This window comes from Jutongia hominis, assembly GCF_014384965.1.
Classification (GTDB): Bacteria; Bacillota; Clostridia; order Lachnospirales; family Lachnospiraceae; genus Butyribacter; species Butyribacter hominis.
The window spans coordinates 26,832-46,309 of record NZ_JACRSW010000031.1 but is presented as its reverse complement, the minus strand read 5'-3'; the positions used below and the strand labels follow the sequence as shown (position 1 = coordinate 46,309).

General features: G+C 38.1%; 16 protein-coding genes. 14 read left to right on the top strand and 2 right to left on the bottom strand.

Translation table 11 applies throughout. The annotated features are described in order from the left end of the window. Window positions 1-28: 28 nt before the first annotated feature. The 3 genes from H8700_RS08290 (at window position 29) to H8700_RS08280 (ending at window position 2,691) form a co-directional block, all read left to right on the top strand. Window positions 29-1,402, top strand: a complete 1,374-nt coding sequence (locus H8700_RS08290; protein WP_022141715.1) for a citrate/2-methylcitrate synthase — start codon at window positions 29-31, stop codon at window positions 1,400-1,402. A gap of 109 nt (window positions 1,403-1,511) precedes the next feature. Continuing rightward, window positions 1,512-2,120 (top strand): hypothetical protein, encoded by a 609-nt coding sequence (locus H8700_RS08285; protein WP_249305019.1) that lies wholly within the window; start codon window positions 1,512-1,514, stop codon window positions 2,118-2,120. Between the two features lie 220 nt (window positions 2,121-2,340). Further along, window positions 2,341-2,691: a hypothetical protein gene (locus H8700_RS08280; protein ID WP_249305018.1), complete on the top strand. Its 351-nt coding sequence runs from the start codon at window positions 2,341-2,343 to the stop codon at window positions 2,689-2,691. A gap of 179 nt (window positions 2,692-2,870) precedes the next feature. On the opposite strand, the gene H8700_RS08275 is transcribed toward H8700_RS08280, so the two are convergent. Continuing rightward, window positions 2,871-4,052 (bottom strand): GNAT family N-acetyltransferase, encoded by a 1,182-nt coding sequence (locus H8700_RS08275; protein WP_249305016.1) that lies wholly within the window; start codon window positions 4,050-4,052, stop codon window positions 2,871-2,873. A 276-nt stretch (window positions 4,053-4,328) separates the two neighbouring features. Between H8700_RS08275 and H8700_RS08270 the strand changes: the two genes are divergently transcribed. From H8700_RS08270 to H8700_RS08250, 5 genes are all read left to right on the top strand, one after another. After that, complete coding sequence (locus tag H8700_RS08270) at window positions 4,329-5,570, top strand: DUF1015 domain-containing protein (protein ID WP_249305013.1); 1,242 nt, start codon at window positions 4,329-4,331, stop codon at window positions 5,568-5,570. Window positions 5,571-5,650: 80 nt separating this feature from the next. Continuing rightward, window positions 5,651-7,915 (top strand): 1,4-alpha-glucan branching protein GlgB, encoded by a 2,265-nt coding sequence (gene glgB / locus H8700_RS08265; RefSeq protein WP_249305011.1) that lies wholly within the window; start codon window positions 5,651-5,653, stop codon window positions 7,913-7,915. A 180-nt stretch (window positions 7,916-8,095) separates the two neighbouring features. Then, on the top strand, window positions 8,096-9,028 hold the full coding sequence (locus H8700_RS08260; protein WP_022141709.1) for a mechanosensitive ion channel family protein: 933 nt from the start codon (window positions 8,096-8,098) through the stop codon (window positions 9,026-9,028). A gap of 87 nt (window positions 9,029-9,115) precedes the next feature. Then, on the top strand, window positions 9,116-10,057 hold the full coding sequence (locus H8700_RS08255) for a magnesium transporter CorA family protein (protein WP_249305009.1): 942 nt from the start codon (window positions 9,116-9,118) through the stop codon (window positions 10,055-10,057). Window positions 10,058-10,229: 172 nt separating this feature from the next. Continuing rightward, complete coding sequence (locus H8700_RS08250) at window positions 10,230-11,735, top strand: SpoIID/LytB domain-containing protein (protein ID WP_249305007.1); 1,506 nt, start codon at window positions 10,230-10,232, stop codon at window positions 11,733-11,735. Between the two features lie 11 nt (window positions 11,736-11,746). Here the strand turns inward: H8700_RS08250 and H8700_RS08245 are convergent, their stop codons facing one another. Beyond that, window positions 11,747-12,595 (bottom strand): YihY/virulence factor BrkB family protein, encoded by an 849-nt coding sequence (locus tag H8700_RS08245; RefSeq protein WP_249305005.1) that lies wholly within the window; start codon window positions 12,593-12,595, stop codon window positions 11,747-11,749. Between the two features lie 208 nt (window positions 12,596-12,803). Here H8700_RS08245 and H8700_RS08240 point away from each other — a divergent pair, with 208 nt between their 5' ends. The 6 genes from H8700_RS08240 to nrdG all read left to right on the top strand — a co-directional run bounded on the left by H8700_RS08240 (window position 12,804) and on the right by nrdG (window position 19,286). Beyond that, entirely contained in the window at window positions 12,804-13,310 is a 507-nt protein-coding gene (locus H8700_RS08240; protein ID WP_249305002.1) for a flavin reductase family protein, read from the top strand. Window positions 13,311-13,670: 360 nt separating this feature from the next. Continuing rightward, on the top strand, window positions 13,671-14,267 hold the full coding sequence (locus H8700_RS08235) for a hypothetical protein (protein WP_249305000.1): 597 nt from the start codon (window positions 13,671-13,673) through the stop codon (window positions 14,265-14,267). A 185-nt stretch (window positions 14,268-14,452) separates the two neighbouring features. Further along, the gene (locus H8700_RS08230) at window positions 14,453-15,268 is read left to right on the top strand and encodes an RNA polymerase sigma factor region1.1 domain-containing protein (RefSeq protein ID WP_249304998.1); all 816 of its coding nucleotides are present in this window, start codon (window positions 14,453-14,455) and stop codon (window positions 15,266-15,268) included. Window positions 15,269-15,299: 31 nt separating this feature from the next. Further along, window positions 15,300-16,346, top strand: a complete 1,047-nt coding sequence (gene mutY / locus H8700_RS08225) for an A/G-specific adenine glycosylase (RefSeq protein ID WP_249304996.1) — start codon at window positions 15,300-15,302, stop codon at window positions 16,344-16,346. Window positions 16,347-16,572: 226 nt separating this feature from the next. Then, on the top strand, window positions 16,573-18,699 hold the full coding sequence (gene nrdD / locus H8700_RS08220) for an anaerobic ribonucleoside-triphosphate reductase (RefSeq protein WP_249304993.1): 2,127 nt from the start codon (window positions 16,573-16,575) through the stop codon (window positions 18,697-18,699). Window positions 18,700-18,758: 59 nt separating this feature from the next. After that, complete coding sequence (gene nrdG / locus H8700_RS08215; RefSeq protein WP_249304991.1) at window positions 18,759-19,286, top strand: anaerobic ribonucleoside-triphosphate reductase activating protein; 528 nt, start codon at window positions 18,759-18,761, stop codon at window positions 19,284-19,286. Window positions 19,287-19,478: the final 192 nt, after the last annotated feature.

Sequence of the window (19,478 nt, the reverse complement as noted above, 5' to 3'; positions counted from 1 at the left end):
GTTGCGATCATGATAAAGGAGGAAGATCATGGGAAACGAGTCAATGATGGCACTCAGCGAGGTGCTCAATGAAAAGTTCGATGAGTTGGTCGGAAACTGTATGCGTTCCGGCGCGATCGATCTGAACTTATATCAGGAGTATGATGTTAAGAGAGGATTGCGTGACAGCAATGGTAAAGGTGTATTGACCGGACTGACAGAGATTTCAGATGTAAATGGCTTTCGTGTTGTAAATGGTGTAAAAGAACCTGCAGATGGACAGTTATATTATCAGGGATATGATGTAAAAAGCGTTGTAGGTTCCGGGCTAAAAAAACGTTTTGCTTTTGAAGAAGCTACCTATCTGTTGCTTTTTGGGAGTCTTCCTACAAAAGAGCAATTAAAAACCTTTGTTGAGATATTAAGCAGTTTACAAGAGTTATCCGGTCAATTTGTAAGAGATGTCATTATGAAAGCACCAAGTGCTAATCTGATGAATGGTTTGCAAAAAAGCGTCTTGACTCTGTATTCCTATGATTCAAATCCGGATGATATTTCTGTCGCTAATGTGTTGAGACAGTCTTTGCAATTAGTGGCAAAGCTTCCGTTGATTGCTGTTTATAATTATCATGCATATCGTCATTTTCATTTCTTTGACAGTTTAGTGATCAAGCCGGCAAAACCGGAATATTCAACAGCGGAAAATATTTTACATATGCTTAGACCGGATGGTCAGTTTACAGAATTAGAGGCAAGAGTTCTGGATGCCGCATTGGTTCTTCATGCGGAGCATGGTGGAGGAAATAACTCGACATTTACAAATCATGTCGTTACTTCATCAGGAACAGATACCTATTCTGCAGTTGCAGCTTCCATCGCATCACTGAAAGGACCAAGACATGGTGGAGCCAACTTAAAAGTACAGCAGATGATCCGAGATCTGCATGAACATTGCGGAAAGACTCCGGATGAAGAAGCAGTCAGGGCATATCTTCAGAAAATACTTCGTGGAGAAGCATTTGACGGATCTGGATTGATCTACGGTATGGGACATGCCGTTTATACATTATCAGATCCTAGAGAAGTAGTATTAAAAGATTTTGCCGGTAAATTAGCGAAAGCAAAAGGAATGGAAGAAGAATTTGCACTCTATAATACGGTAGAAAAAGTGGCAGCAGATCTTTTAATGAGTCGTTCTCATGTTGTAAAACCGGTCTGTGCAAATGTTGATTTCTATAGCGGTCTTACTTATACGATGCTTGGAATACCGGAGGAACTGTTTACTCCGCTTTTTGCGATTTCAAGAATTTCAGGATGGAGTGCTCATCGTTTAGAAGAGTTAGTTAATAAAGGAAAGATTATTCGTCCGGCATATAAATATGTGGGACATCATAGAGAATATCCTAACAACGAGCAGGAATAAGAACATACTTTTTACACATAATGTTCACTTTTTGATAAAGGATTCACTTTAGTATGTAATACATAAAAACAAAGTATCCAACCAAAAGAGATACCGAAGGGGGAATTTTATGCGTAGAAAATATGTTGCGTTGACATTAGGATTAGTAATGACAGGAATGCTTTTAGGAGGCTGTGGAAACTCAAAAGATACCGGCAGCACAGCAGACATTGCATCTTCGAAAGATGCAGCGGCTTCAAGCAGTCCGTCAACAGATCAGAAATCTTCTGATAAAAAAGATGAAAACACCGTATATGGCAAGATTACAAAAGCAGACGGTAATACAATCACCTATGAAGTGTTAGAACGTCAGGATAATGGTGCTATGCCACAGGGCAGCAAAGCACCGGATGGTGCTTCCAAGCCGGAAGGCACACCACCGGCCAAACCGGAAGGAAGTGCCAATCCACAGGCAAGTGGAGCACCTCAGGGAAAAGATGATAAAGGCAAAGGTGGTTTTAGCAGCACCGGAGAGACACAAACATTTACAGTATCAGATGACACAACAGTCAAAATTGTTACGATGAAAGATGGATCGGCAGATTCATCCGATGGATCAGTATCTGATCTGACAAAAGGCACAATGATCCGGATCCAATATACTGATTCGAGCAAAAAAACGATCAAAGAAGTTGATGCATCAAAAATGGATGACAATAAACAAAGTGATCGGAAATAATGAAAAAATTGCTAAATAAACAATTGCAAAATGATTGTTTAAGATACTTGCATCAAAAAATAAACGAGAAGGCTGCATAAGCGTCTTGTATTAAAAATGAGATAAAAAAGCACATTTAGCAAAGAATTTGTTGTATCCGTTAAAAAATGGTATAAGATAAAAAAAGAAAGCCATACTATTTCTGTGAATTAAATTCAGTAAGAAAGGTATGGTGAGTATTTTGAAGAAAAAATATTATCTTTTAGCAGCGTTGTTATGTCTTTCGTTATTTGTTTTTGCCGGATGTGGCAAAAAAGATAACAATGATAATGCAGCATCAGAAAGTCCGGCAACGGAGTCTAGTGCCGATCCGCAGCAGACAGACAAAGATGATGATCTGATGGACGATGTGGGCGATGGCGTAGATGATGCAGTGAATGATGCAGGAGATGTAATTAACGATGCTGTAGATGGTACGGAAGATGCTGTAGATGATGCAACAGGCAATGGTGATTACAAAAACGATAAAAAGGATAACAATAATTCTGTTACAAGCGGAAAAGATGCAACTGCATCACCGACTGTAAAATAACCGGATTACAAAATTGTTTTTGGTATCGGAATAGAAAAGAAAAAGACATATGTTTAGAAAACTTCTGTAGTTTCCGTATCATATGTCTTTTCTTTTTAGAAATTAAAAAGACTGCAACCAGGAGCTTATGTCCGGGTATTAAATTTTTAACAAAACATGCACATGGTTCTTACAAATTGCTAGTCAAGCTGAATACTGTAAAGATAGCAATCATGGCCTTTGTATGGGATTTCTTTTTCTATTGTCATGCCAAGATTCTTTGCTGTATTTTGGGAGCGTGTATTTTTTTTGTCAATTACAGCAACGATCCGTTTGATGTCTAATTCTTCTTTTGCATAAGTAAATACTGCACGACAGCATTCAAGAGCATAGCCATAACCCCAATGGTTTGTATCAAGCAGATACGAAAGGACGATCTCGTTTTTTCCATCTACTTCCAGATTTTCAATGCCACATTTACCGATCAGCTTCTTGCTTGTCTTACTAAAGATTCCCCACATGCCATATCCATAGAAAGAATATACATTTTTGATATAAGCTTCCTGTTTTTTCATTTCTTCTTCGAGATAATCATCAATATCCGGAATATATTGGCGGATATCAGGATCTTTATAGATTTGATAGATTTCTTTGATATCCTTCGGTTCTAATTCACGGATAAACAGTCGTTTTGTGTCTGCGATCATAACCGGTTTTCCAAGGCTGCGGCAGAGAATGTTATGAAAGAAACGTTCATCAATGCCTACAAAAGACTCTAAAAGTACATTCGCGGCAGACAGATCCTGATTGCCCGAATGCGGATTCAGATAACCGACACATGGAATACCGGCTGCTTTTGCTGCCTGGCTTCCAAAGCAGGAATCTTCGACTACAACTGTTTCCTGCGGACTGACACCAAGCTCTTTTAAAGCAAGTAAAAAGCTGTCAGGAGCCGGCTTTGGATGTTCAACATGAGCACAAGAAATCAATTTTGTGAAATATTTTTTTATATGTAAGGCTTTAACCGTGTTCTCGATCTCTGTTGGACTTGAAGATGATGCGATCGCAAGACGGATACCGGCATGATAAAGTTTTTTGATCAGATCGGTAATGCCCTCTATGATTGCATATCCTTCTTCTTTTAGGATTTTTTTCTTTTCAAGATTCATTTCTTCTAAAAGATCCTCTAATGAGATCGAAAGAGGGAAGCGTTTCATGATATCCTGTGTAAAGACTTTTGTAGAACTTCCGATAAAGCTGGAACAATAGTCGTAATCAGCATTTGCATCATGCCGGTTCAGCACACGTAATGCTGCACGGGCGTGTTGTGGTTCACTGTCTATAATGACACCATCCATGTCAAAAATAACTGCTTTCAGCATAGGATCAACCTCCAATCCGGGTTTAAATTCAGACTCGCAAATCCGCTCTTACAGAGCTTCATTTTCTGCTGTGCAGAAATATTTGCTCGTTGAACCATGCAAGAAAAGGAAATGCCTGCTTTCGCAGTCGCTCCCTTTTCTTTTGCATGGTTCAGTTTTGTGTTATTATAACATAAAATCACACTACAAGAAAGTAATAAAAAATCTTTAAAAGTACGTAAATTCTGCTATAATAAAAAAATAACAGCGATTTATACGAAATGGAGGAAAAGTGCAATGGCAACAATCAAACCATTTAAGGCGGTGCGACCGGCACAGGACAAAGCGGCAAGAGTGGCAGCACTTCCATATGATGTTTATAACAGGGAAGAAGCAAAGCAAGAGATACAAAAGGAGAAATTAACATTTTTAAAAATTGACCGTCCTGAGACACAGTTTCCTGATGATATGGATATGTATGATCCGAAAGTATATCAGAAAGCAAAAGAAATGTATGAAGAAGCAAAAACAGATCAGACATTGATACAGGATCAGGATATTTGTTTTTATATTTATCGCCTGACAATGGATGGGAGAGCACAGACCGGCATTGTGGCGTGTGCATTAGTAGACGATTATCTGAACAATGTGATCAAGAAACATGAAAATACAAGAGAAGAAAAAGAACAGGACCGTATCTGTCATGTAGATGCGTTAAGTGCGCAGACAGGGCCAATCTTTTTGGCGTATCGCTCGAAAAAAGAGATCAATGATATTGTCAATGAAGTCATGAAAACAGAGCCACTGTACGATTTTACGGCATCGGATGGAATACAGCATACTGTTTGGAAAATGGCACAAAAAGATGAAGTTGAAAAGATTGAACAGGCATTTGACGGCATTGGAGAAATTTATATTGCCGATGGCCATCATCGTGCCGCAAGTGCTGTTAAAGTCAGCTTAAAAAGACGTGAAGCAAAGAAGGATTATACAGGCAAAGAAGAATTTAATTATTTTCTGTCAGTTCTTTTCCCGGATGACCAGCTTTATATCATGGATTATAATCGTAGTGTAAAAGATCTGAACGGATGGACGAAAGAGGAATTTTTTGAACAGATTCAAAAGTCTTTTATATTAACGGCATTAGATCATATGCAAAAGCCGGAAAAGAAAGGGCAGATTGCGATGTATCTGGAAAAAGAATGGTATTTATTAGAGGCAAAAGAGGAATTATTACAGATTGATGATACAGTACGTTCACTGGATGTTTCGCTGCTTCAGGAATATTTGTTAGAACCGGTTCTCGGAATTAAAGATCCAAGAACAGATGCAAGAATTGATTTTATCGGTGGTATTCGTGGCATGGAAGAATTAGAAAGAAGAGCAGATAGTGATATGAAAGTATCGTTTGCAATGTATCCGACCTCAATAGGAGAACTTTTTGCGGTAGCAGATGCGAAAAGACTGATGCCGCCAAAATCAACATGGTTCGAACCGAAGCTTCGAAGTGGTTTATTTATTCATGAGATAGAACGATAAAGAAGCAAAAGATCCGATAGAATGTATTAGAAGATAATGTGGAATCTTTCATGGTTATGTGTTTTGGTTTGGAGGGGAAAATGGATAAAAAATTATATGATCTGATGGATTGGGCGGAAATTGAAACAATTGTATATTCAGAGCACGATCATCCTGAAAATATATTAGGACCACATAAAGTAAAAGGCGGTGTTTTGATTCAAGCGTTTTTGCCCGATGCAAAGACTGTTTTTGTCAGAAGTAAGAAAAGTGGAATGTTCATACAGATGAGCCAGACGGATGAAGACGGCTGCTTTGCCGCATTGATGGAAAGCCGTAAGATCGTGTCATATGAATATGTGATTGATTATGGTGATGGAAAGGAATATTGGCAAAAAGATCCGTATCTGTATGGAAATCTGATCCCCGAGCAGGCGTTAGAAGATTTTAATGCAGGAAAAGCATACGATATTTATCGTTATTTGGGGGCTCATCCTGTAGCCGTAAAAGGCATTGGAAAAGATGTTTTGGTAGATTGGAATCCAATGGCTGCCAGCACAAAAAGATCCGATATGGTGCAGGGAACTTTCTTTGCAGTCTGGGCTCCGAATGCAATGCGTGTCAGTGTTGTAGGCGATTTTAATCAATGGGATGGCAGAAGACATCCGATGTGCCGGTTCGGTGATAGTGGCGTTTTTGGACTGTTCATACCGGATATTGGCTGTGGCGATATTTATAAATATGAGCTGAAATACAATGCCCGGACGATTGCTTTAAAATCAGATCCATATGGTTTTCAATATGAAGATTCCATGACGATGGCAAGTATCATTACCGATTTGCAAAATTTTTTATGGGAAGATGCCGAATGGATGCAAAAAAGGCAGAAAATACAGATTACACAAGAAGCACTTAACATATATGAAGTCAGTCTGGATGGTTGGCTTTCCAAAGAAGACAAGGATGCAGGAAAGGGTTATCGGGACGCAGCAAAAACTTTGGCAAAATATGTAAAAGAGATGGGGTATACCCATATTCAGCTCATGCCTCTGATGGAACGTGTACAGAAAAATTCTTATGGATATCCAACAGTTGGATATTACGCAATTCGTTCGTGCTATGGAACACCAAAAGATTTTATGTATTTCGTTGATTATATGCATCAAAACGGAATCGGTGTGATCATGGAATGGATACCGGGATATTTTTCGACGCAGGAGCAGGGGCTTGCAATGTTTGACGGAACCTGTTTGTATGAGCATCTGAATCCTTTACAGGGATTGCATCCGTTTTACGATGCCATGCTTTTTCAATATGAAAGACCGGAAGTTGCTAACTTCTTACTTGCGAATGCGTTATATTGGAAAGAAATGTATCATTTAGATGGTATCTGTGTGGGTGGCATGGAGACAATGCTGTATCTGGACTACGGACGAAAAGAGGGGGAATGGATACCGAACCGTTATGGCGGTAACGAAAATCTGGGTGGAATCGACGTTTTAAAGAAACTGGCAGCTCTCTTTCATCAAAAAGAGGATGGGGCAATTCTGATCGCAAAAGAAGAGATGGCAAGTCTTGGAGTTACCGATCCGTTGGAAGATAACGGACTCGGCTTTGATCTGAAATGGAATATATGCTGGACAAGCGATTTTCTGAAATATATGAAGTTAGACCCTCTGTTTCGAAAAGGAAGTCATGGTCTTATTACGATGGAAATGCTATATCATTATAGTGCAAACTTTATTCTGACTATTTCACATCGGGACACATGGAAAAAGAAAAGCTCTCTTTTTGAAAATATGCCGGGAACAATATATGATAAGTTTAGTAATATACGTGTCGGATTTGGATACATGATCACACATCCGGGTAAGAAAATGCTTTTTATGGGAGAAGAGTTTGGAGTAGAAGACAGAAAAAATCCTGACGGATCGCTTGACTGGGAACAGGCTCAAAGTAAAGAACATGCACAATTACAGCGTTATGTCAAAGATCTGAATATGCTATATCGAAATCATACCGCACTCTATGTGATGGATTACAGACAGGATGGCTTTGAATGGATCAGCTGTATGGATGCTGATCATAGTATTATTGCTTTCCTGCGCAAAGATCAGGATGATATTTTGCTTGTAATCTGTAATTTTACACCTGTATTGTATGAGAATTTTAAAGTGGGTGTTCCGTTTATGGGAAGATATAAAGAGATCTTTAACAGTGATAGAACAATTTATGGCGGAGCAGGTTATGCAAATTCAAACGAATTAACAGCAAAAGAAGTATCATGGGACGGAAGAAGTCATTCGATCGCAATAAAACTTCCTCCATATGGTTTTTGTGTCTTTCGGGCGGTTTCTGAAAAATAATGTACTCTCGGTATCTTCTCCAAACGAACCCTTTCGGCTGAATTTTTGATATACTGCTTCCATTTTCTCGTCGTACACACCGTGTACGCACTGCAAAAATGTCATTGTATAACAAAAATCCATCTCGAAATATTTCGTTTAGAAAATTCCGAGAGCACATAAATAGAAATGAGGATGATTATGACAACATTTTTATATAACAGATTATTTTTAGCTTCTGATACGATTTTTCGTGTTCTTTTAGCAACAGGTAAAACAAAAGATGCCGACAGTGCTGATATCAAACAGCTTGCCGATACATTGAATTCGAATGCAAGCAATGAAGAAAAGACAAACTTTCTGATCGAATATTTACTGGCACAAAGAAGTGTTCTCTTAGATGCAGCAAAAACATTATTATTCGTATTGGTTATTTTCCTGATCGGAAGAAGATTAGTCAAACTTGGGCTAAAGCTGACTAGCCGTTGGATGGAAAAGCATGAAGTGGAAGTCAGTGTACAAAACTTTGTGATGTCTTTTGCAAAAGTGGCTTATAACATGATCCTGTTATTTATTATTGCAGGAATATTAGGTGTCAGTGCAACGATCGTTGCATTTGTCGGTTCTGCAGGTTTAACGATTGGTCTTGCTTTGCAAGGAAGTTTATCAAATCTGGCAGGCGGCATTTTAATCCTTACCTTAAAGCCGTTTAAAGTAGGGGATTATATTATTGCGACCGGTGCAGAAGGCACTGTACAAAGTATTGATGTGTTTTATACAAGACTATCAACTACAGATAATAAGATCATTGTAATACCAAATGGAACAATTACAAATTCAAATATCACGAATTCCACGAATGCTTCTAAGAGGATGCTGATCTTAAATTTTACAGTTTCTTATGGCAGCAATGTGCAGGAATTGCGGACAAGATTACTTGATCTGCTTGCGCATACCGAGAAAATCTCAAAAGAAGACAAGATGGAAGTTGTCGTAGATAAATTAACACCGTTTAAAGTACAGATGCAACTGAAAGCATGGACAAAGACAGAAGATTACTGGCAGGTGCGTTATTCCCTATTTGAAACATTAAAGGAGATTATAGAAGAAAACGAAGCAAAGTTGTCTCAATAATGAAAAATAAATATAGTGGGTTTACTTTGTGTCTAGGGATAGGCTATAATACATTTGGGGGAATTTTCAAGGAAGCAGGTGGAAAATGTGGTTTATTACTATCGGACAGACGACAGAATTATACATGAAGAGGAAGAAATTTCTATGGGTGTATGGGTGAATATGGTGAATCCGACTATGACGGAAGGTGAGGAGATTGCCAGAAAGCTTGACATTGATCTGCAGGATTTGTTAGCTGCATTAGATGAGGAGGAAAGTTCCCGTGTTGAGCTGGAAGATGGCTATACTTTAATATTGGTCGATATCCCGGCAACAGAGATCCGTCACGATAAAGAAGCATATAATACAATACCTCTTGGTATCATATTGACAAAAGACATTATCATTACAGTATGCGCAGAAGAAACACCGGTGTTACAGGCGTTTATCAATGGCAGGGTAAAAGAATTCAGTACAAAGAAGAAATTGCGTTTTGTCTATCAGATGCTTTTCAGAGTAGCAGCATTATACCAGTCACATTTGCGTATTATTGATAAGAAAAGAAAAGAAATCGAAGAAAGAATTGATTATGAGACGGAGGATGTGGATCTGATCGATCTGCATGCATTAGAATCCACATTAGTCTATTTTGCAACATCACTCAGAGCCAATGCGGTCGTGTTAGACAGGCTTACGCGGTATAAACGATTAGAGCAGTATCCTGATGATAAAGATCTTTTGGGGGATGTGATTGTCGAGAACCAGCAGGCGATCGAGATGACATCGATCTATCGAGATGTCATTAACGGAACAAGAGAGTTGATGTCCTCTGTCTTAGATAACCGTTTGAATAATGTAATGAAGTCTCTGACTTCAATTACACTTGTTATGGGTATTCCGACTTTGGTATCCGGTTTATATGGAATGAATGTCAGTGCAAAATGGGTACCGCTTGCTAATACACCATATGGTTTTGGAATTATATGTATCGCTACTTTGGCAGTATGTCTGGCATTGTTACTTGTATTAAAACGCAAGAAAGTATTGTGATTGTCTGCATACAGACAGAATGTAACGCAGGATACCAATATCCTGAAAACATTACAATTTTATAAAGATTCTCATAACCTGTATGCTTTTTGTATATGTATAGAAAGAATACAGGTTTTTTGACGGAATGGATCTGGTAATTTTTGCTGCATTAGGAAACCGGGAGGAAAATGTGAACAATAAAAGAAAGAAAAAGAACAAGCAACTTATATGGATCGCACTACTATCGTTTGTACTGCTCGTGTGTGTGATCGCCCAAGTACAAAAAAAGACACGGATATCGGAACAAAAGAATAGCATACAATCACAACGATCAGAAAACGCAAACAATACAGGAAATGCGAATTCCAAAGAAGTGATGAAAAAAAATGTCAGAGTTTTGATCAAGACAACCGGATTTACGGATTCTTATCATAAAAAGGTTACATTAACATCCAAAAGTGCTTTTACGGTTCGCATAGGAAAAAAGACAACACAATATCCGGCAAATGCAAAAGTTACTTTTACCAAAAAAGACAAAGCAGCTTTAAAAAAGAAGATCATCATAAAAGCTGGTGGAAATGCGAAGCTCTGCCTTAGTTCGATCAAAAGACAGAACAGACATCCATCTTATCGTGGCAGTATGGAATTATCTTTACAATACGGAAAGATTATTGTTGTGAATGAACTTCCGATAGAGCAGTATTTGTATGCTGTTGTGCCAAGTGAGTTATCTACCGGACATCAGTTAGAAGCATTAAAAGCACAGGCAGTCTGTGCCAGAAGCTATCTATATGGGCAGTTAAAAGCAAAACGCTATCAGAAATATCATGCAAATGTTGATGATAGTGTATCCTGCCAAGTATATAATAATATTCCGGAAGATGCCAGATCAAGGGAAGCTGTTGATCAGACAAAAGGGCAGGTTTTAACCAGTGGTGGAAAAGGCATTGCTATTTATTATTTTTCAACTTCATGGGGCAGTACGGCATCGGCAAAAGAAGTCTGGAAGACAGCATCGGAAACGTCTTATCTTCCGGCAAAAATACAGATCACATCTGAAGAACAAACGAGAACGGGACTGATACAAATGGATCTTTCGAATGAAACAGATTTTAGAAACTTTTTGACCAATAAGTTTTATGATACTTATGACAGTCATGCAGACTGGTATCGCTGGAACGTTACGATTGCCGGGAAAAGTCTGTCTGTCCGGTTCGATCAGGCGTTGGCGGAATGTTACCGGTCGAATCCATCTATGGTATTAACAAAGACCAAAAAAGGAACCTACCAAAAAAAGCCGGTCGTATCAATTGGTAAATTAAAAGATATTCAGATTGCAAAAAGAGAAAAAAGCGGTCTTGTAACAGAATTGCTTCTAATAGGAAAAGACAGAACAGTCAAAGTAATATCACAATACAATATCCGTAAGGTATTAGCACCGTTGTATGAAAAAATCTATTATAAAAATGCAACTGCATCAACGATGATGAAATTATTACCAAGTGCAGCGTTCTATATAGAAAAAGCTTCCGTAGATAATAAAGCAGCATACCGGTTCGTTGGCGGCGGCTTTGGTCATGGATGCGGTATGAGTCAGGAAGGGGCTGCAAGAATGGCAGAACTTGGAAAAAACTATGTTGAGATTTTACAGCAATATTTTGAAGGTGCACAATTAACACAATATCAGGAATCATAGAAAACAAATGTTTAGACTGATTCGTTTTCTATCTTTATTTTTCGCTGATACAGGAAGTTATTAAGTAAGCCTCCCAGAAAAAAAAGATACATACAAAAGTACAGCCAGATCATTAAAAGAGCGATTGTTGTCATTGTTCCGTAAAAAGAGGAATAATTGCTGAGGTGGTCTGCATAAAAAGAATAAAGATAGGATAAAGCAAGCCATCCTACGGTAGAAAAAACAGCTCCCGGAATATGATACCGGAAAGCAATTCGTTTGCTTGGCATTAGAAAATACAAAGACGAAAAAGTCAGAAAAAGCAAAGGAATACTGATCATGTTTTTAAAATTGATCAAAGGCAGTGAGATTGCAGAAAGAATCGGAATATGTCTTAGGAAAAAGTGGTGGATCTGGTTACCGAAGACTAATAGCGCAAGAACAGCTAATATCACAATCGCAAACAGGATGCTATAGAAGAAACAAAAAACACGTAAAAGGATATAGTTGCGGGATTCCTTGCAATCATATATACGGTTGATTCCCTGCGTCAATGACAGAAAAGATTTTGACGAAAGCCAGATCGCACTGATGATCGTGATTGATACAACGGATGTAGAACTGTTATTATAAATATCATGGATGATCGTAGAAAAAAAGTCTTGAAAAGAAAGCGGAACGATCGTTAAAAGAAAGCGAATAAACATATCTTCCGTCAAAGGTGTATTTCGAAGCAGTGCAAAACAAAAGATCAGAAACGGGAAAAAGGAAAGCATTAGAAAAAATGCTGTCTGGGCGGCATAAGCCGAAAATGTTTTTTGGGATAAAGCGGCTGTGATCCTTTTTAATGGTATTTTCTGTAGTGTAATCTTTTTTTTCATAGGAAACTCCTTTTGCCGGTTTGTTCTATATAAAGCATAGTTATTTTTATTTTTGCCCATATAGAACGATTTTATTTTACATCATAAGTATAGCAGACAGAAAAGAAATATGCTACAATGGCAAAGGTTTGGATTACATTTTGCAAGAGATTTTCAGACGCAGAATGCATAAAAATTATAAAAAAGAAAAAGATGAGGAGGAAAGACGATGCATGCATTTCAAAAAGTAGATTTTGACCAGTTTGAGGTAAATCCGTTTGATAAGATTGGAAAGGACTGGATGTTAGTAACGGCAGGAAATGAAGAAAAAGCAAATACCATGACTGCTTCCTGGGGGGGAATGGGTGTTATGTGGGGCAAAAATGTTGTTTTTGTCTTTATCCGCGACAGCCGTTTTACAAAAGAGTTCATTGACCGGGAAGGAAGATTTTCATTAAGCTTTCCATCGGAGGAATATCGTAAAGAAATGAAGTACCTTGGTACGGTTTCCGGAAGAGATGAAGACAAGATCAAAGAGGCGGGCGTTCATGTAGCGTATCATGATGGTGTGCCATACATTGATGAGGGAAAAGAAATTCTTCTTTGTCGTGTGATGTCAGAGACACCGATCACACAAGATGAATTTAAGGACGAAAAGATTGATGCAGCCTGGTATGCCGATCAGGATTATCATAAGATGTATATCGCAGAGATCACAGACATCCTGGCACGTTAGAAACGATTAAGAACTATGCATAGCACAGAAAGAAGGTAATATATAACGGCAGTTAGCTATTGTAACAGATGTATTACAAAAACATGTTAAAAACAAACGAAAATGTCATAAAACTGCCTTGAAACTGCCCTTGTCGATGGTTAAGATATCCATAGTAGCAGACGGCTTACAATGATGCAAAATGCATTTTTGGGAAATGTGCACAAATCCACAAAAATATAAATGATAAGTTGACAAAAATGCACAAGCGTGATAGTATAGCTGATGGTAGTAATGTATAGATGGATTGTATCTTTTATATAAAAAAATTCATTATACATTACATTTCATTTTAACAAATGTCATAAGGAGGAACGAATTATGAAATTCACTAAGACAACAAAGAAAGTATTATCACTTTCAATGGCTACAGCAGTAGCAGCAGCTTCTTTTGTTGCACCAACAGCTGCAAAGAAGGCAGATGCAGCATCATCTTACAAAGGTTATATGTGTTTCAGCACATCTAAGTGGACTTTCCGTAACAACCACAATGACTCAAAGTTCTCTAACAAACTTCAGAACACAACAAACCCATCTTTGATTACTTCAGCAGCTAAGAAAGCTAAGTTTACTGATGTAACAATGAAGAAAAACAAAAAAGCTGCAACTTATACAGTTAAGCTGACAGGACTTAACAAGAAGGTTATGAGTAAAGACAAGACATTTAATGCTCTTTACGTTGATACAACAATTCCTGGAAAGATGAAAAACAAAGTTAAAGTAACTAACGTTAAGCTTATCATTGACGGCAAGACAGTTAAGACATACAAGAAAGGTGTTTTAACTCCGGATCCAGGTAAATCAGATGCATTTACACAGATTCAGGTTATCAATACATGGAACTCAAGAGTAGGTAAAGTAAGCTACAAGATGCCTAAGAAGAGTATTGCAATCCAGTATACAATCAAGTTCAAATAATTTATTTGTAAAAAAAGATTGATATGTTGTAATACAACAAAACATAAGAAGAGGCTGATGCAATATTTTGTATCAGCCTTTTTCTGACTTTATAAAAAAGGCTGATACGCAGCCTGATAACAATCAGAATTGTTTTGTACTTTTACAAAAAAGTGACAATATAAGAACGAGAAATGAGGTTCAAGATGGAAAATCAGGGAAAACTTATTGAAATGCTTCAGGAAATGAAAGAGATCGCACAGTCCCAGAATAATTATCTGACAAAGAATGAAATTGCAAAATATCTTGGTGATACAGTATTATCAAAAGAACAGCTTCAGGCAGTATATCATTACCTTGGAGAAAACCATATTGAAGTAGAAGGATATGTTTACATCCCGGATCGGATCGAAGAAGAAGCGTCAGATCAGGGAGATGACAAACAGGAGAAAAAAGAAAAAAGCAGAAGAAGTCAGAATTTGAATATGTATCAGGAAGAATTAAATGAAGCATTAGCTGATCTTGAAGATATAGATCAGGTGCTTCTTGCTTTTTTGCAAGGGGAAGAGAGTGCCAGAAATGAACTGATCACACTGCGTCTGCCATCCGTAGTTGAAATGGCAAAGAACTATGAAAAAAGAAAAGTATCGATCGATGATCTGATCGCGGAGGGAAATGTCGGACTGGTAGCCGGTATTGAAAAACTGTATCAGAACAAAGAAGACTATTTTAAAGATACAATTATTAATAAAAAGAAATTTTTTGAGGATCTAAACAGTGAAATACAGCAGGCAATCGAAAACTTTATAGATGAAACAACAGAATCAAAAGATTGGGAAGATGCGATCCTTGCCAAAACCAATCTGTTAAATGAAGCCGCTAAATATATGACAGAAGAGATTGGTCGTGTGCCAACAATCGATGAACTGTCGGAATATACCAAGATCAGCAGAGAAGAGATTAATAACCTGCGTGGTCTTTCGGAAGACGCTAAAAGAGTTGCAGATTCAAGCAGATCATAAGGGAATGATTCATGAAAGAAAGGAGGTCTGTATGGGAGATTTAGCAAACGACATGTTACTATGGTATGATAAGAACCATCGTGATCTGCCATGGAGACACAGTAAGAACCCATATACGATCTGGATTTCGGAGATCATGCTGCAACAGACCCGTGTAGAAGCCGTAAAAGGCTATTATGCACGTTTTTTAGAACGCCTGCCGGATGTACAGGCATTAGCAGAGGTTAAAGAGCAGGAACTGATGAAATTGTGGCAGGGACTTGGCTATTATAATAGAGCAAGGAATTTAAAAAAAGCAGCACAGATGATTATGACACAATATGATGGTGTTTTTCCGGATACCTATGAAGAACTTTTAAAATTGCCCGGAATCGGAGAATACACGGCAGGAGCAATTGCATCCATTGCGTTTGGACAGTCTGTTCCGGCTGTGGATGGCAATGTATACCGGATCTATACCAGACTGATGGCACAAAAAGATGATATTATGCAAAATGCGGTACGCAAAGCAATTCGAAATGAAATTGCCGCTATGCTGCCTGAAAAAAGAGCAGGAGATTTTAATCAGGCATGGATGGATCTGGGAGCGGATATCTGTATTCCGAATGGAAAGCCATTATGTGAGAAATGTCCGATTGCAAAAAGCTGTAAGATGGCTGGAAAAGAAGAAGTACTGGCTTATCCGGTTAAGAAAAAAAAGAAAACAAGAAAGATTGAAGAAAAAACGATCTTTTTATTAGAGTATCAGGGAAAATATCTTTTACAAAAAAGACCGGACAAAGGTTTGTTAGCCGGATTGTGGGAATTCCCGTCACAGGAAGGAAAACTGTCTTTAGAAGAAGTCGAAAAACAATTACATGCGATGCATGCAAAAGCAGAGACAATCGATATGCTTGGCAGTGCCAAACATATTTTTTCACATATTGAATGGCATATGTTGGGATATCGGATCTGTTTTGACACAATAGAGCAGGATTTTTTAGAAGATTTCACAGCGGTAACAAAAGAACAGATAGAGACAGAATACAGCATTCCATCAGCATTTGCGGCATATCTTTCCTATATCGGGTCGAAATAAGTAAAAAAAACAGATAAAAACAGTCTACATGTGTAGGACTTAGAAAAATGGGAGTTCCACAATATTTAGTGAGAAAAAGAGTGAAAATCACAATATATTGTGGACTTTTTTTGCGCATAATGATATAATTGTGCCTGTGCCTTTTTTGAAACAGAGAAAGTTATTGCGAAAAAGGCATTTATGGGGAAGTTTCATTGGCGTTTACGATAATAAGGAGGAAAAAGAGATGAAAGTAACGAAAAGAGATGGAAGAATTGTTGACTACGATCGAAATAAGATAGTGATCGCTATTCAGAAAGCAAATGCCGAGGTTGATCGTTATGAACAGCTGGCAGATGATAAGATAGAGTCCATCGTTGCAGGCATTGAAAATAAGCACGCAGATAATCTTTTAGTAGAAGATATCCAGGATTTGATCGAACAGAAGCTTATGAGTGAGCATAAGTATGAACTGGCAAAAAAATATATTATTTACCGTTATACGCGCCAGATGGTGCGTCAGGCGAATACAACAGATGATTCGATCATGAGCCTGATACAGAACAGTAATAAAGATGTAATGGAAGAAAATTCCAATAAAAATGCATACATTGCATCGACACAGCGTGATCTGATTGCCGGAGAGGTATCTAAGGATCTGACCAAAAGAGTATTGCTCCCGGAAAAGATCGTAAAAGCACATGAAGAAGGCATTCTTCATTTTCATGATATGGATTACTTCTTACAAAGTATTTTTAACTGCTGTCTGATCAATATTGGTGACATGTTAGAAAATGGTACGGTCATGAACGGTAAACTGATCGAAAGTCCAAAGAGCTTTCAGGTTGCCTGTACGGTTATGACACAGATCATTTCTGCTGTAGCCAGCAGTCAGTATGGCGGTCAGTCGGTTGATATCCGTCATTTAGGAAAATATCTTAGAAAGAGCCGCAAAAAATACGAGAAACATTACAATAAAAAATATGGTGAAAAAATCAGCAAAGAGATCCGTGATGAATTTGTAAAAGACAGGCTGCACGATGAGCTTCGTTCAGGCGTGCAGACGATACAATATCAGATCAACACGTTGATGACAACAAACGGACAGTCACCATTTGTTACATTGTTCTTAAATCTTGATAAAAATGATCCTTATATCGAAGAAAATGCAATGATCATCGAAGAAATCTTAAACCAGAGAATTGAAGGGATCAAGAATGAAAAAGGTGTTTATGTGACACCGGCTTTTCCAAAGCTGATCTATGTATTGGATGAACATAACTGCTTAAAGGGCGGTAAGTATGATTATCTGACAAGACTTGCGGTAAAATGTTCTGCAAAGAGAATGTATCCTGATTATATTTCCGCAAAGAAGATGCGTGAAAACTATGAAGGAAATGTTTTCTCTTGTATGGGATGCCGAAGCTTTTTAACACCTTGGAAGGATGAAAACGGAAATTATCAGTTTGAAGGCCGTTTTAATCAGGGTGTAGTCAGTATCAATCTTCCGCAGATCGCATTGACAGCTAAAGGCGATGAGGAGAAGTTCTGGCCATTGCTGGAAGAACGTTTGTCTTTATGCTTTGATGCATTGATGTGCCGTCACCATGCGTTAGAGGGAACATTATCCAATGTCAGCCCGATCCATTGGCAGTATGGTGCGATCGCCCGCTTGAAGAAAGGTGAAAAAATCGATAAGCTTCTTCATAACGGATATTCTACGATCTCGCTTGGCTATATCGGTGTATATGAGACCACAAAGATTATGACCGGAGTCAGTCATACAGATCCGAAAGGAACGAATTTTGCATTGCGTCTGATGCAAAGACTGCGTCTGGCATGTGACACATGGAAGTTAGAGACCGGAATCGGATTTGGCCTTTATGGTACACCGGCAGAAAGTCTTTGCTACCGCTTTGCAGAGATTGACAAGAAGAAATTCGGAGAGATCAAGGATGTCACAGACAAAGGATATTATACAAATTCTTATCATGTGGATGTTCGTGAAAAGATTGATGCATTTTCAAAGTTTAAGTTTGAAGAACAATTCCAGAAGATTTCTTCAGGTGGTGCGATTTCTTATGTAGAGATTCCGAATATGAGACATAACCTTGAAGCATTAGAAGATGTTGTACGCTTTATTTATGAAAACATACAATATGCAGAATTTAATACAAAATCCGATTATTGCCACAAATGCGGTTATGATGGTGAGATCATTATCAATGATGACCTCGAATGGGAATGCCCGCAGTGCCACAACAAAGATAAGAACAAGATGAACGTAACAAGACGTACCTGTGGTTATCTTGGCGAGAATTTCTGGAATGTCGGCAAGACAAAAGAGATCAATTCGCGTGTGCTGCATTTATAGAGATTAGAATAATAACAGACAGAAACATCATGGAAAGGATGTAGGAAAAGAGGGAAAACATGAATTATGCAGAGATCAAGCAATATGATGTAGCAAATGGTCCGGGTGTCAGAGTATCCCTTTTTGTCAGTGGCTGTACACATCATTGTAAAGAATGTTTTAATCCTGAGACGTGGGATTTTAAATATGGCAAGCCATTTACGGAAGAGACAATACAGACGATCCTTTCCTATATGGAACCGGAATATGTCAAAGGGATTACGCTGCTTGGCGGGGAACCTTTAGAACATAGTAACCAGAAAGGACTTCTACCACTTGTCCGTGCGATCAAAGAAAAATATCCGAACAAGAGTATATGGTGCTTTACCGGATATGATTTTGAAAAAGATGTACTCGGACGCATGGTCAATGAATGGGAAGAGACCAGAGAATTGTTATCTTATATAGAGGTTTTAGTCGATGGTGAATTTATGATTGACAAAAAGGATCTCGGACTGGTATTTCGAGGATCGTCGAACCAAAGAAATATTCTTGTACAGGAGTCGTTAAAAAGCGGAAAGATCTGTCTTTGGACACCGGCAGTCTGAAAGACAGAGGAAAAGATTACGGTTTTTTAGTAAGATATCCGGAGTAAATAAAAGCGATTTGGGAAGAATTATAAAAGAATATCAAAAATAATCTTGAAATTTGTAGTTAAATTGAGTACAATAGGTTTTGGGTATGTGTGTATACACATATTCTGGTAACTTATGGTTAATTGCTATTTGGACAAGTTTCAG